This window comes from Chitinimonas viridis (genome assembly GCF_030409555.1).
GTDB lineage: Bacteria > Pseudomonadota > Gammaproteobacteria > Burkholderiales > Chitinimonadaceae > Chitinimonas > Chitinimonas viridis.
This window is the reverse complement of sequence record NZ_JAUFPU010000004.1, coordinates 262,247-275,186: the sequence shown is the minus strand read 5'-3', so window position 1 is coordinate 275,186 and position 12,940 is coordinate 262,247. Positions and strand designations below refer to the sequence as shown.

General features: G+C 60.5%; 12 protein-coding genes and 2 tRNA genes. 12 read left to right on the top strand and 2 right to left on the bottom strand.

From position 1 onward, the window contains the following. Window positions 1-2: 2 nt before the first annotated feature. The 12 genes from hisS to QWZ03_RS05305 all read left to right on the top strand — a co-directional run bounded on the left by hisS (window position 3) and on the right by QWZ03_RS05305 (window position 12,335). A complete protein-coding gene (gene hisS / locus QWZ03_RS05360; RefSeq protein WP_290331788.1) occupies window positions 3-1,259 on the top strand; it encodes a histidine--tRNA ligase in 1,257 nt (418 codons plus the stop codon). Then, the gene (locus QWZ03_RS05355) at window positions 1,259-1,504 is read left to right on the top strand and encodes a hypothetical protein (RefSeq protein WP_284197552.1); all 246 of its coding nucleotides are present in this window, start codon (window positions 1,259-1,261) and stop codon (window positions 1,502-1,504) included. Before hisS ends, QWZ03_RS05355 begins: the two co-directional genes overlap by 1 nt. Before the next feature lie 21 nt (window positions 1,505-1,525). Next, window positions 1,526-2,158 (top strand): YfgM family protein, encoded by a 633-nt coding sequence (locus tag QWZ03_RS05350; RefSeq protein WP_290331787.1) that lies wholly within the window; start codon window positions 1,526-1,528, stop codon window positions 2,156-2,158. Continuing rightward, complete coding sequence (gene bamB, locus QWZ03_RS05345) at window positions 2,158-3,306, top strand: outer membrane protein assembly factor BamB (RefSeq protein ID WP_290331786.1); 1,149 nt, start codon at window positions 2,158-2,160, stop codon at window positions 3,304-3,306. Before QWZ03_RS05350 ends, bamB begins: the two co-directional genes overlap by 1 nt. A gap of 12 nt (window positions 3,307-3,318) precedes the next feature. Next, window positions 3,319-4,731, top strand: coding sequence for a ribosome biogenesis GTPase Der (gene der, locus QWZ03_RS05340; RefSeq protein ID WP_308447518.1), 1,413 nt, complete (start codon window positions 3,319-3,321; stop codon window positions 4,729-4,731). A gap of 119 nt (window positions 4,732-4,850) precedes the next feature. After that, a complete protein-coding gene (gene hfq / locus QWZ03_RS05335) occupies window positions 4,851-5,105 on the top strand; it encodes an RNA chaperone Hfq (protein WP_284197549.1) in 255 nt (84 codons plus the stop codon). A gap of 250 nt (window positions 5,106-5,355) precedes the next feature. Continuing rightward, entirely contained in the window at window positions 5,356-6,480 is a 1,125-nt protein-coding gene (gene hflX, locus QWZ03_RS05330; RefSeq protein WP_290331785.1) for a GTPase HflX, read from the top strand. Window positions 6,481-6,579: 99 nt separating this feature from the next. Next, entirely contained in the window at window positions 6,580-7,788 is a 1,209-nt protein-coding gene (hflK, locus tag QWZ03_RS05325) for an FtsH protease activity modulator HflK (RefSeq protein WP_335708979.1), read from the top strand. Between the two features lies 1 nt (window position 7,789). Next, window positions 7,790-8,659: a protease modulator HflC gene (hflC, locus tag QWZ03_RS05320; protein WP_284197546.1), complete on the top strand. Its 870-nt coding sequence runs from the start codon at window positions 7,790-7,792 to the stop codon at window positions 8,657-8,659. Between the two features lie 262 nt (window positions 8,660-8,921). Further along, window positions 8,922-10,073: an ATP phosphoribosyltransferase regulatory subunit gene (locus QWZ03_RS05315; RefSeq protein ID WP_290331783.1), complete on the top strand. Its 1,152-nt coding sequence runs from the start codon at window positions 8,922-8,924 to the stop codon at window positions 10,071-10,073. Between the two features lie 81 nt (window positions 10,074-10,154). Further along, window positions 10,155-11,450 carry an adenylosuccinate synthase gene (locus tag QWZ03_RS05310; RefSeq protein WP_284197544.1) on the top strand — a complete coding sequence of 432 codons (1,296 nt, stop codon included), beginning with the start codon at window positions 10,155-10,157 and terminating at the stop codon, window positions 11,448-11,450. Between the two features lie 126 nt (window positions 11,451-11,576). Beyond that, the gene (locus tag QWZ03_RS05305) at window positions 11,577-12,335 is read left to right on the top strand and encodes a pyridoxine 5'-phosphate synthase (RefSeq protein WP_290331782.1); all 759 of its coding nucleotides are present in this window, start codon (window positions 11,577-11,579) and stop codon (window positions 12,333-12,335) included. A gap of 144 nt (window positions 12,336-12,479) precedes the next feature. Here the strand turns inward: QWZ03_RS05305 and QWZ03_RS05300 are convergent. Together QWZ03_RS05300 and QWZ03_RS05295 are read right to left on the bottom strand one after the other, a co-directional pair. After that, window positions 12,480-12,566 (bottom strand) — tRNA-Leu (locus QWZ03_RS05300). A gap of 243 nt (window positions 12,567-12,809) precedes the next feature. Then, window positions 12,810-12,896: transfer RNA gene (locus QWZ03_RS05295), tRNA-Leu, on the bottom strand. Window positions 12,897-12,940 lie beyond the last annotated feature (44 nt).

Genomic DNA, 12,940 nt, shown 5'->3' with positions numbered 1-12,940 from the left:
CGATGGCTGACAAGTTTCAAAGCATCAAGGGCTTCTACGACATCCTGCCCGACAACACGGCGCTGTGGCAGAAGCTGGAAGATACCGCCCGGCGCGTGCTGGCGCAGTACGGCTACCGCAATATCCGCTTGCCCATAGTCGAGCCTACCGGCTTGTTTGTGCGCGGCGTAGGTGAGCATACCGATATCGTCGAGAAAGAGATGTATGCCTGGACGGATGCGCTGAACGGCGACAAGCTGGCACTGCGCCCCGAGGGGACGGCGGGTTGCGTACGTGCCGTCGTCGAGCACAGCCTGACCTACAACGGTCCGCAGCGCCTGTGGTATATGGGCCCCATGTTCCGCCATGAGAATGTGCAGAAGGGGCGCCAGCGGCAGTTCCACCAGGTGGGTGCCGAGGCCTTTGGCTATGACGGCCCCGATGTCGATGCCGAGCAGATGGTGATGCTGGCCCGCCTCTGGCGTGAGCTGGGTATTGCCGATGTGGAATTGCAGATCAATACCATAGGCGATGTCGCTGAGCGGGCAGCCTACCGGCAGTCCTTGATCGCCTATTTTGAGGCGCATGCCGACCTGCTGGATGAGGATGCCAAGCGTCGTCTGCACGCCAACCCGCTGCGCATACTGGATAGCAAGAACCCGCGCATGCAGGACATGATCAACGCTGCGCCCAAGCTGTTCGATGTGCTGGGCGACGATAGCCGCCAGCATTATCAGGGACTGTGCCGACTGCTGGATGAGGCAGGCGTGGCTTATACCCTCAACACGCGCCTGGTGCGTGGGCTGGATTACTACAACCGCACGGTGTTCGAGTGGGTAACCACCAAACTGGGCGCACAGGGTACCATCGCGGGCGGTGGCCGCTACGACAGCCTGGTGGAGACGCTAGGCGGCAAGCCGACGCCGGCCTGTGGTTTTGGCATGGGTATGGAGCGAGTATTCCTGCTGATGCAGGAGTACGGTGTGACCGCCCAGGACGGCCCCGATGTATACCTTGTCAATGCGGGCGAGGCAGCGGGGCGGGTTGCGCCGCGCCTGGCAGAGCAACTGCGCAATGCCGGGCTGGCAGTGACGGTGCATGCCGGCGGCGGTAGCTTCAAGTCGCAGATGAAGAAGGCGGATGGTTCGGGCGCGCGTTTTGCCCTGATCATCGGCGACAATGAGGCGGCTGACGCGACGGTGGTGATCAAGCCCCTGCGCGACGGCGGTGAGCAGCGTACGGTGGCGCAGGCCGATGTGCTTGCTGCACTCAAGGGTTGATGATGGAACCTGCGCCCAAGCTCAAGGTCTCGTTCAAGCTGTTCGTCCTGAATGTGTTCGGCTCGGTGCTGGCTGCGTTTGGCGTCGTCGGCTTGCAGGGCGAAGGTGCTCAGATACACCCGGTGCTGGCTCAGAAAGAGCTGGCCTGGGCTTGCCTGCTGATTGGCCTGGTGCTGATGAGCTGGTTCATGGTCGATATTTTCAAACGTATCCGTGCCCTGCAAGCGGCACGGCATAACAAGTAACTCGCTAACGGAAACTCGCAGATGGCTGCTTTTGATTTGCAGGAACAGGAACAGATCGCCGAACTGAAGGCCTGGTGGGCGAAGTGGGGCGTCGCGGTAATCATCGCGGTGGTGGCTGCCCTGGTGGGCTACTTTGGCAATATGGGCTACCGTGCCTGGCAGAAATCGCAGGGCACTGCGGTGGCGCAGGCTTATATGGCGGTGGAAGCGGCAGAATTGGCCAAGGATCCGGTCAAGCTGCGCGCAGCTGCCGATGCCATGGTGAAGACCCATAGCGGCCATGCCCTGACGGCACGTGCCATGCTGCAGGCTGCCAAGGCGGCATTCGAGGCCAATAAGCTGGATGATGCCAAGAGTGCGCTGGAGTGGGTGGCCGCCAATGCCAAGGAAGACGCTGTGATCGATCTGGCACGCCTGCGTCTGGCTGCTGTGCTGATGGACCAAAAACAGTTTGATGCGGCTGCCAAGATGGTGGACACCGCCAAGGCAGATAGTTTTGCCGGCCTGTTTGCCGAAGTGCGCGGCGATGCGCTGGCGCTCAAGGGAGACGCGGCAGGAGCCAAATCGGCCTACCAGTTCGCCTTGACCAAGCTGGAAAAGGAAGCACCCAATCGCGAGCTGGTTGAAACCAAGCTGTCGGCACTGGGGGCCTGATGAACATGCACCGCATGCCACAAGGCCTGACAGGCAAGTTTGCTGTGCTGGGCGCAGTTACCCTGCTCGCCGCCTGTGCCGGTACGGATAACAGTCCGCAACCCACGCCGTTGAGCGATATCAAGGCCAGCGCAGAGCTGAATTCGGCTTGGCGTACTTCGTACTCTGACGGCAAGCTGTACCGGTTTGCGCCCGATGCGACGGGTGATGCTGTGTATATGGCCGGGGTGAGCGGTATTGCCGGGTTTGCCATGCCTGATGGTGCCAAGCGCTTTGAAGTTCGCAGTGCCCAGCCGCTGGCAGGCGGGGTCGGTGCGGCTTCGGGCTTGGTCGTGGCGGGCACGCTGAAGGGCGAGGTTTATGGCTGGGAGGCCGCGACGGGCCAGTTGCGCTGGCAGACCAAGGTCAGCAGCGAAATGGTGTCGCCGCCGGTAATCGCCGAAGGCGTGGTGGTGGTGCGTACCGTGGATGGCCGGGTAACAGGCCTGGAAGCCAAGGATGGCAAGCAGCGCTGGCAGTTCGTGCGTAGCCAGCCCTCGCTGGTCCTGCGCAACTACGCGCCCGCCACGATTGCGGACGGTGCGGTCTATATTGGCTTGGCATCGGGTCGTCTGGCGTCGCTTTCGCTGGTCGATGGCCGCGTGCTGTGGGAGTCGCAGGTGGCTCAGCCCAAGGGCGCTACCGAGCTGGAGCGCATCAGTGATGTGACCTCGGCACCGGTGGTGGACAAGGGCATGGTCTGTGCCGTGGCTTTCCAGGGCAAGGTGGCGTGTTTTGCCGTGAGCAACGGCTCCATGCTGTGGTCCCGCGATATCTCCAGCTATGTGGGCCTGGCCATGGATGCTGACAAGGTTTATGTGAGCGATGAAGTCGGCAACATCCAGGCGTTCGAGCGCTCGGGTGGTCGCAGCCTGTGGAAGCAGGCAGCACTGTATGGCCGTCGTATCAGCGGCCCAGCCGTGATAGACGGCAAGGTGGCAGTGGGCGATTTCGAGGGTTATGTCCATCTGCTGTCGCAGGCGGATGGTAGCTTTGTCGCCCGCATGAGTACGGACAAGAGCCGCGTGCTGGTTGCACCGCGGGTAATCAGCGGCAAGTTGATTGTGCAGACCGAGAGCGGTGGCCTGCACGCACTGGCCGTGAAGTAAGCAAGGAAAACAATGAAACCCACCATCGCCCTCGTCGGCCGTCCCAATGTCGGTAAATCCACGCTGTTCAATCGGCTGACCAAGAGCCGTGACGCGCTGGTCGCCGATATGCCCGGCCTGACCCGCGACCGCCATTACGGTCATGGCAAGATCGGTGGCAAGCCTTATCTGTGTGTGGATACCGGTGGCTTTGAGCCGGTTGCCGATGACGGCATATTGCACGAGATGGCCAGGCAGACCCTGCAGGCCATCGATGAGGCCGACGCGGTCATCTTTATCGTCGATGCCCGCGTGGGCCTCACCCCGCAAGACAAGCTGATTGCCAACCGCCTGCGCCAGCTGGATCGGCCGGTACGTCTTGCCGTGAACAAGGCCGAAGGTATGTCGGCCAGTGTGGTGACGGCCGAGTTCTTCGAACTGGCCCTGGGTGAGCCTTGGCCTATCTCGGCTAGCCACGGTGAAGGCGTGCGTGGTTTGGTCGACGATGTGCTGACCGGTTTTGAGGTGGAGCCTGAGGAGCAGGTTCAGGATCACCCCAAGTTCGCCATCATCGGTCGCCCCAATGTTGGTAAATCCACACTGGTGAACGCGATTCTGGGTGAAGAGCGCGTGATTGCCTTTGACCAGCCAGGCACCACGCGTGACTCGATACATATCGACTTCGAGCGTAACGAACAGGCCTACACGATTATCGACACCGCCGGTGTGCGCAAGCGCGGCAAGGTGAACGAGGCCATCGAGAAATTCTCGGTGGTGAAGACCATGCAGGCGATCGAAGACGCCAACGTGGTTGTGCTGGTACTGGATGCCCGCCAGGATGTGGCCGAGCAGGATGCTCATATCGCCGGCTTTGCCCTGGAGGCAGGCCGGGCCATGGTCGTGGCCGTGAACAAATGGGAAGGCCTGGACGAATACCGGCGTGACCAGGTCAAGCGGGATATCGCCCGTAAGCTGGGTTTTCTGGATTTCGCCCGCTTCCACTTTATCTCTGCCCTGGAAGGGCAGGGCGTGGGTGATCTGTTTGCCAGCATCAACGCCGCATACAAGGCGGCCATGGCCAAGTTGCCGACGCCGCGTTTGACGCGCGCATTGCAACTCGCGGTAGAGAAGCAGCAGCCGCCACGCGTGGGTCTGGTGCGTCCCAAGATGAAATATGCCCACCAGGGCGGCATGAACCCGCCGGTGGTGGTGATACACGGTACCGCCCTTGAGGGGGTGCCGGACAGTTATTGGCGTTACCTGGAACATTCCTTCCTGAAGATGTTCAAATTGCAGGGCACGCCCCTGCGTGTACAGTTCAAGAAGGGCGATAACCCTTACGATGCCAAGCCGGGCGAGTTCAAGCCGGATCGCAAGGGCGCCATGCGAGGTGAGAAGAAGCCGGTCAAGACCACTGCCAGGAAGCCCGCGAAAAAAGCAGGTTGATTCTTTGTGCTTGACAGAAAAGCTGCTACAAGTGACTACTGGTATTCTATCTTCGTAAGCGCAGGAACTACTGGACGGATATTCGTCGTTTTTTAAATTACAGAGTGGAGAACTACAAAATGAGCGCAAAAGGGCAAATGCTACAAGACCCGTTTCTGAACATCCTGCGCAAGGAACATGTACCTGTATCCATATACCTGGTTAACGGTATCAAGCTGCAAGGCCAGATCGAGTCGTTTGACCAGTACGTGGTTTTGCTGCGCAACACCGTGACCCAGATGGTCTATAAGCATGCCATCTCCACTGTTGTGCCTGCCCGTCCGGTCAGCATCCCCTATGACAAGCCGGAAGGTGCCCCGGCTGCAGACGCCTGATAGGGGCGGTGCGTCGAGCAAGGGGCGCCATGTGCGCCCCCTTTGTTGTAGGAATACCTGCTAGAGCTTAGGTTGTGAGCCACGGCTATCTGCCAGGGAGCGGTTTGCGCCACCCGATGTCGATCTGCATGATGATGCGGGAAGATATCGTTGGGTGCAGCCACATACCAGCAGATATGATCGTGCGCCGATCAAGCTCCAGCGCCCCGTTAGGGTGGCCTGACAAGGCACCCAGTTAGGGAAATGAAGCGTGTTTGAACGCCATCAGGGCGGCGACAAGGCCGTTCTAGTCTGTCTCGATTTCGGTGAGCCGGACTATCTGGAAAATATCGAAGAATTCAAGTTGCTGGCTGAGGGCAATGGCTACAAGGCTATGGCCATCATTCAGGGCAAGCGCCAAAGACCCGACCCCAAGCTGTTTGCCGGTAGTGGCAAGGTGGAAGAGATCGCCGCCGCCGTGCTGGCCACGGAGGCACAGACGGTACTGTTCAACCATGCCTTGGGTGGGGCGCAGGAACGCAACCTGGAGCGTGCGCTGGAATGCCGGGTGTCGGACCGGGTAAGGCTGATACTCGACATCTTTGGCCAGCGTGCACGCTCCAATGAGGGCAAGCTGCAGGTTGAGCTGGCTCAGTTGCAGTATATGTCCACCCGGCTGGTGCGGGGCTGGACTCACCTGGAACGCCAGCGCGGTGGTATAGGCGCCCGTGGCGGCCCCGGTGAGACCCAGCTGGAAATGGACAAGCGCATGCTGACCGAACGGATGAAGCGGCTGCGCGACAAGCTCAAGGATCTGCAGCGGCAGCGTGATACCCAGCGGCGTGCGCGCGAGCGCAGCAAGCAGTTCTCCGTCTCGCTGGTGGGTTATACCAATGCCGGCAAGTCCACGCTGTTCAATGCCTTGACCCACGCCAAGGCGTATGCGGCCGATCAGTTGTTCGCCACGCTGGATACTACCAGCCGCAAGCTGTTCCTCGACCCGGAGCACTCCGTGGTGGTGTCCGATACTGTGGGTTTTATCCGCGATCTGCCTCATGGCTTGGTGGAGGCATTTCGGGCCACGCTGGAGGAAACGGTGCGGGCCGATCTGTTGCTGCATGTGGTTGATAGCGCCAGCGATACCCGCGAAGCCCAGATCGAGGCGGTGAACTATGTGCTCAAGGAAATCGATGCTGACGAGATTCCCCAGATTGTGGTCTGGAACAAGATAGACCTCAAAGGCGGCGAGCCGGCGGTCGAGCGGGATGAGTATGGTAGGATTCGCGCCGTCCGTATGAGTGCAAAAAGTGGTGTAGGTCTGGATTTGTTGCGGCAGGCGCTGGTCGAAGCCATGCCGGTCGTCGCTGCGGTGTCGGACGAAAGCCTTCAGGCTTGAGTCCTGGGTTGACCGGAAGCCACAGCCTGGGCTCGACGGGCGGCGAGCGAGATCGAGCCGTAGCAAGGTGCCGCCTGAGGGTTGCTGTGTAACAAGTGTGTGTACAAGTCATTACAACCACGGAATAGAGACGATATGTCGCAAGACCCGCAATGGGGCCGCCGAGGCAAGGATGGCCCGCCTGATCTGGATGAGATCATCCGGCAGTTCACCAATAAGCTGAAGCAGTTCTTCGGTGGTACGCCTGGCCGCCCATCCGAGCCGACTCCGTCGGACGGCCGAGCTGTTGCTGGCGGTATTGGTGTCGCCATCGGCATCGTTGGCGTGCTGTGGATAGCCAGCGGCTTTTACGTGGTGGATGCCCGGGAAGAAGCGGTGGTGCTGCGGTTTGGTCGCTATGTGCAAACCACGGATCCCGGTCTGCACTGGCGTATGCCCTGGCCGGTAGAACAGCATGAGATCGTCAAGCTGTCTGAAGTCCGCTCGGTGGAGGTCGGTTTTTCCGGCAGCACCAAGAATCGGGTGGCGGATGAGGCACTGATGCTGACTGAGGACCAGAACATCGTCGACATGCAGTTGGAAGTGCAGTACGACGTCAAGAACTCGCGTGATTTCGTGTTCAACAATGCCTCGCGTGATGGCGACGGTTACGACCTGGTCAAGCAGGCCGCTGAAACCTCCATCCGTGAGATCGTCGGCCGCAACAAGGTCGATTTCGTGTTGAACGAAGGCCGTGGCCAGGTGGCTGCCGATGCCACGCGGATGATACAGAACCTGCTGGATGACTATGGCACCGGTATCCGGGTGAGCCGCGTCAACATCAATGATGTACAGCCGCCGGAAGAGGTGCAGGCAGCGTTTGCCGATGCCGTGAAGGCTGGGCAGGACAAGGTCAAGCAGACCAACGAGGGCCTGGCCTACGCCAATGACGTGATACCCAAGGCCCGAGGTTTTGCCGCGCGTTTGCTGCAGGAAGCCGAAGGTTACAAAGCTCGGGTGATTGCGGAGTCGGAAGGTAATGCCTCTCGCTTCACGCAGGTGGCTGCCGAGTATGCCAAGGCGCCCCAGGTTACCCGTGATCGCATGTACCTCGATACCATGCAGCAGATCTTGAGCAGCAGCAGCAAGGTGCTGGTGGATCAGAAGTCCGGCAACGGCAATCTGCTTTACCTGCCGCTGGACAAGCTGATGCAAATGAGTGGTCCTGCCGGTGCGGCGACAGAACAGGCCACGGTTCCGGTGGAGACTGGCGTAGTGCGCGCTCCTAGGCAGGATAGCCAGGGCCGCGGTGAGCGGGAGGGTCGTTGATATGAATCGTTTAATTCCCGCCATAGTCGTGGTGTTGCTGGCACTGCTGGTGCTCAGCATGAGCGTGTTTACCGTGGATCAGCGCCAATCTGCCATGGTGTTCCAGTTGGGCGAGGTGGTGCGTACCGTCAATGAGCCTGGCATACGCTTCAAGGTGCCGTTGCTGCAGTCGGTACGGTATTTTGATCGGCGCGTCCTGACCATGGATGCCGAGACGCCTGAGCGCTTCAACACCATCGAGAAGAAGAACGTGCTGGTGGACAGCTACGTCAAGTGGCAGGTGGTCAATGTCGAGCAGTACTACAAGACGGTGGGTGGCAATGAGCGTACCGCCTCGGCCCGTTTGCGCAAGACCATCAATGACGTGTTGCGGGCCGAGTTTGGTAAGCGCACGGTGCAGGACGTCATTTCGGGCAAGCGCGAAGAGGTGATGGAATCGGTGGGCGTGGTTGCCAACGCCGATGCCGGCAAGATAGGCGTGAAGATCGTGGACGTGCGGCTCAAGCGTGTGGACTTTCCCAACGATATCAGCAATGCGGTGTATGACCGCATGATCTCGGAGCGTAAGACCGTGGCCAACCAGCTACGTTCGGAAGGCTCGGCCGAGGCGGAGAAGATACGTGCCGATGCCGACCGTCAGCGTGAAATCATCCTGGCCGATGCGTACAACAAGGCGCAGCAACTGAAGGGTGAGGGAGATGGTCGTGCGGCTGCCATCTATGGCGCCGCTTATGGCCAGAATCCCGAGTTCTATGCGTTCTACAAGAGCCTGGATGCCTATAAGCAGACCTTCAAGTCGAAGTCTGATGTGATGGTGCTGGATCCCAGCTCGGCTTTCTTCAAGTACATGAAGGATCCACGCGCAAAGTAACAGACGGGCGCGCTGTTGGCAGCGCGCCTGTGGGATAATGCCTTGTTTTGCTTGGCCCTCGTGCCAGGATGCCATGGTGCCCAGCCCGCTAGGGCCGCATCGACAGCATCCCGCCGAGGGCCTCTTGCCGTTCTTGAGCCTTGCTTGAGTGCGGTATTTCGCCGCCCCATCGGCCAGCCTTGAGCTTGGTGCGATATCCGGGCGGAGCTGGTTGTTGACTGGATCATTACTGCTGCGGTGCCTGGTGCCCCGGCCTGACCTTATGCATAACTGGATACTGCCCGAGAACATTGCCGACCTGTTGCCGCCTGAGGCGCGCCGGGTGGAGACATTGCGACGCCGCTCGCTGGACTTGATTGCCAGCTTTGGCTACGAACTGGTGCAGGCGCCGCTGATCGAATACGTCGATTCGCTGCTGACCCGCCAGGATGCTGCGCTGGACCTGAAGACCTTCAAGCTGACCGATCAGCTCAGTGGAAGGCAGCTGGGCCTGCGTGCCGATATGACCCCCCAGGTGGCCCGCATTGATGCCCATCTGCTGAACCGCCAGGGGGTAGCCCGGCTGTGCTATGCCGGGCCGGTCGTACACACCCAGCCAGATGGGATCATGGCTGCACGTGAGCCCTTACAGCTGGGGGCCGAGATTTACGGCTATGCCGGCGTTGCTGCCGACGTGGAAATCGTCGAGCTGATGGGGGAGTGCCTCAAGCTGGCCGGCATAGACCATGTGCACCTGGATATCGGCCATATCGGCTTGTTCCTGGCCTTGGCTGATGCTGCAGGCCTAGTGGGCGAGGCCCGCGAAGCAGTGTTCCACGCTATCCAGCAAAAGGACGTGCCGACCTTGATGGGCTTGGTGGCCGGGCTCGATGCCAGCCTGAGTGCCGGTTTGGTGGCGCTGCCGGGCTTGTATGGTGATGCCACGGTGCTGGATCGGGCCGAGCAAAGCCTGCCGCGCCTGCCTGGGGTGATCGAGGCGCTGGCTGCCTTGCGTGGCCTGACAACCGCGCTGGCGGCGCGCGGCATTGTTCCAAATTTTGACCTGGCGGAGCTGCGCTCGGGTTACTACCACACCGGGCTGGTGTTTGCGGCCTACGCCGAGGGGTGGCCCAATGCCATTGCCCGTGGCGGCCGCTATGACCATGTCGGCGAGCAGTTTGGCCGCCGTCGTCCGGCAACCGGGTTCAGCCTGGACCTGAAGGAGTTGGCCTGGCGTCTGCCTGCGACACCGGCACGTAGTGCCATCCTGGCGCCCGATGCGTTCGATGCACGGTTGGCGGACGCCATTCGAGCCCTGCGCGCTGCCGGCGAGACCGTGGTGGTGCGGCTGGGTGAGATCGTGGATGTCGAAGAATTGCATGCTGACCGCGAACTGATCGAGCTCAATGGTCAGTGGCAGGTTCAGCCACTCTGAAATAAGCGCGGCACAGTCTATTCTGTTTCTATCCCGTCGCGGAAACGCGGCGACCAAGCAATCTGTAATGAAGGAAATTCCATGAGCCGTAACGTCGTGGTGATAGGCACCCAGTGGGGTGACGAAGGCAAGGGTAAGATCGTCGATTGGCTGATGGACCATGCCGAGGGCGTGGTGCGTTTCCAGGGTGGCCATAATGCGGGCCATACGCTGGTTATCGGTGGCAAGAAGACGGTGCTGCGCCTGATTCCCTCGGGCATCATGCATGCTGGCAAGGCCTGCTTTATCGGCAATGGCGTGGTGATCTCGCCCGAGGCTCTGCTCAAGGAAATCGACGAGCTGAAGGCTGCGGGCGTGGATGTGGAAAGCCGCCTGACCATCTCGGAAGCCTGCCCCTTGATCCTGCCTTACCATATTGCGCTGGATCAGGCTCGCGAAGCAGCTAAGGGCGACAAGAAGATAGGCACGACCGGCCGTGGTATCGGCCCGGCCTATGAGGATAAGGTGGCGCGCCGTGCCATCCGTATCCAGGACTTGTTCTTCCCGGACCGCCTTGCTGCCAAGCTGGGTGAGAACCTGGCCTATTACAACTTCCTGCTGAAGGAATATTTCAAGGTGGAGCAGGTCGACTTCCAGAAAACCCTGGAAGACACCTTGCGCCTGGCCGAGCGCATCAAGCCCATGGTGGGCGATGTGTCGCGCACCCTGCACGACCTGAACAAGGCCGGCAAGCCGCTGTTGTTCGAGGGTGCGCAGGGCACCCTGCTGGATATCGACCACGGCACCTATCCCTATGTGACCTCCAGCAACTGCGTGGCTGGTGCAGCTGCACCAGGCGCGGGTGTGGCGCCACAGATGCTGCAGTATGTGCTGGGTATCGTGAAGGCCTATACCACCCGCGTCGGTTCCGGTCCTTTCCCCACCGAGCTGTTTGATGAAGTGGGCGAGGGCCTGGCCAAGCGAGGCAATGAGTTCGGTTCGGTGACCGGCCGCCCGCGCCGTTGCGGCTGGTTTGATGCGGCCGCGCTCAAACGTTCCATCCAGATCAATGGCGTCTCGGGCCTGTGTGTGACCAAGATGGACGTCATGGACGGCATAGACGTGATCAAGCTGTGTACCGGCTATCGCATCAATGGCGAGGTGGTAGACATTCTGCCGGTCGGCGCCGAAGAGCTGTCGGGCTGCTCGCCTATCTATGAAGAGCTGCCTGGCTGGAGCGAATCCACCTTTGGTGTGAAGCGCTATGAGGACTTGCCGTTGAATGCCCGTAACTACCTCAAGCGCATTGAGGAAGTGACGGGGGCGCCCATCGATATCATCTCTACCGGTCCAGACCGCGAAGAGACCATCGTGCAACGGCACCCATTCACGCACTAAGTGACAGACGCCCGGTTCTACCGGGCGTTTTCATTTCTGCACCCGTGCTGATACCCTGATGGCCGGTGGCCCGGCCGCCAGGATTGGACCGGGCCGCTTTCCACGACTGATTATCGAGTAGGACGCATGACTGTTTTATCCGTGAACATCAACAAGATTGCCGTACTGCGTAATTCGCGCGGCGGCGACATGCCTAGCGTGATGCAGGCGGCAGAGGCCTGTCTGGCGGCGGGGTGTGGCGGCATTACCGTGCATCCGCGACCGGACTTGCGGCATATCCGGCCGGAGGATGTCCGCGCCCTGGGGGGATTGCTGGCAGGTACGCAGGCGGAGTTCAATATAGAGGGGAATCCCTTCGCTGATGCCCGTGGTGAATACCCGGGGCTGTTGCGCCTGTGCGCAGAGACCAGTCCGGCGCAGGCTACGTTGGTGCCGGATGGTGACGGGCAGATCACCTCGGACCATGGTTTTGACCTGAAGCGCGATGGCGCACGCCTCAAGCCCTTGGTGCGGGAGCTCAAGGCCATGGGCTGCCGGGTCAGCCTGTTCATGGATGCCGATTCTGATGATATCGAGCGGGTGGCGGAGCTGGGTGCGGATCGCATAGAAATCTACACAGGCCCGTTTGCCGAGGCCTTTGCGCTGGGAGACTGGCAGCAGGCGCTGGAAGACTGCGCCAAGGCTGCTGGCAGGGCGCAGGCGGCCGGTCTGGGGGTGAATGCGGGGCACGACCTCAATCAGGTCAATCTGGGGCCTTTCCTGCGCGCTGTACCGCAGGTGGACGAGGTTTCCATTGGCCATGCGCTGATTGGTGAGGCCTTGTACGACGGGCTGGCGCCTACCGTGCGCAACTACCTGGCCGTGATCGCGGCTGCCAGGAGCTGAACGCTTGCCCAAGGCTGTAGGCATGTCGCTATCGATGAATGGGGGCCGCCCAGTAGTGGCGGGCCCATGGTGTGGTGGTATGGCGTGCGAGGCCAGGGCTGAAAACAACAAAGCCGACGCTTGCGCGTCGGCTTTGTTGAGTATTGGTGCCCAAGAGAAGACTCGAACTTCCACGGTGTTGCCACCGCTAGGACCTGAACCTAGTGCGTCTACCAATTCCGCCACCTGGGCTTCGAGCATCGTTGCGTTTGCAGTAATGCGTCGAGAGGTCGGCATTGTAGCCGCAAGAGAAAATCTGTCAACCCCGTCTGTGCAAAAAGTGACTGGGCCGATGTCGCGCCCTGGTCATGCTGTTGCTGGGATAGCGGGGGGGCATGTTGCTGCTGGGCAGTCTGCCCAGAAAATCAACCTTGAAGTCAAGGCAAATGCGGAAAACAATAAAGCCGACGCTTGCGCATCGGCTTTATTGAGTGTTGGTGCCCAAGAGAAGACTCGAACTTCCACGGTGTTGCCACCGCTAGGACCTGAACCTAGTGCGTCTACCAATTCCGCCACCTGGGCTTTGAACATCGCTGCGTTTGCAGCAGCGCGTCCAGAGAGATGCG

Excerpts from the sequence above, each read along its gene's own strand:
- hisS (WP_290331788.1), top strand. The coding sequence starts at position 3 with ATGGCTGACAAGTTTCAAAGCATCAAGGGCTTCTACGACATCCTGCCC.
- QWZ03_RS05355 (WP_284197552.1), top strand. The coding sequence starts at position 1,259 with ATGATGGAACCTGCGCCCAAGCTCAAGGTCTCGTTCAAGCTGTTCGTC.
- QWZ03_RS05350 (WP_290331787.1), top strand. The coding sequence starts at position 1,526 with ATGGCTGCTTTTGATTTGCAGGAACAGGAACAGATCGCCGAACTGAAG.
- bamB (WP_290331786.1), top strand. The coding sequence starts at position 2,158 with ATGAACATGCACCGCATGCCACAAGGCCTGACAGGCAAGTTTGCTGTG.
- der (WP_308447518.1), top strand. The coding sequence starts at position 3,319 with ATGAAACCCACCATCGCCCTCGTCGGCCGTCCCAATGTCGGTAAATCC.
- hfq (WP_284197549.1), top strand. The coding sequence starts at position 4,851 with ATGAGCGCAAAAGGGCAAATGCTACAAGACCCGTTTCTGAACATCCTG.
- hflC (WP_284197546.1), top strand. The coding sequence starts at position 7,790 with ATGAATCGTTTAATTCCCGCCATAGTCGTGGTGTTGCTGGCACTGCTG.
- QWZ03_RS05315 (WP_290331783.1), top strand. The coding sequence starts at position 8,922 with ATGCATAACTGGATACTGCCCGAGAACATTGCCGACCTGTTGCCGCCT.
- QWZ03_RS05310 (WP_284197544.1), top strand. The coding sequence starts at position 10,155 with ATGAGCCGTAACGTCGTGGTGATAGGCACCCAGTGGGGTGACGAAGGC.
- QWZ03_RS05305 (WP_290331782.1), top strand. The coding sequence starts at position 11,577 with ATGACTGTTTTATCCGTGAACATCAACAAGATTGCCGTACTGCGTAAT.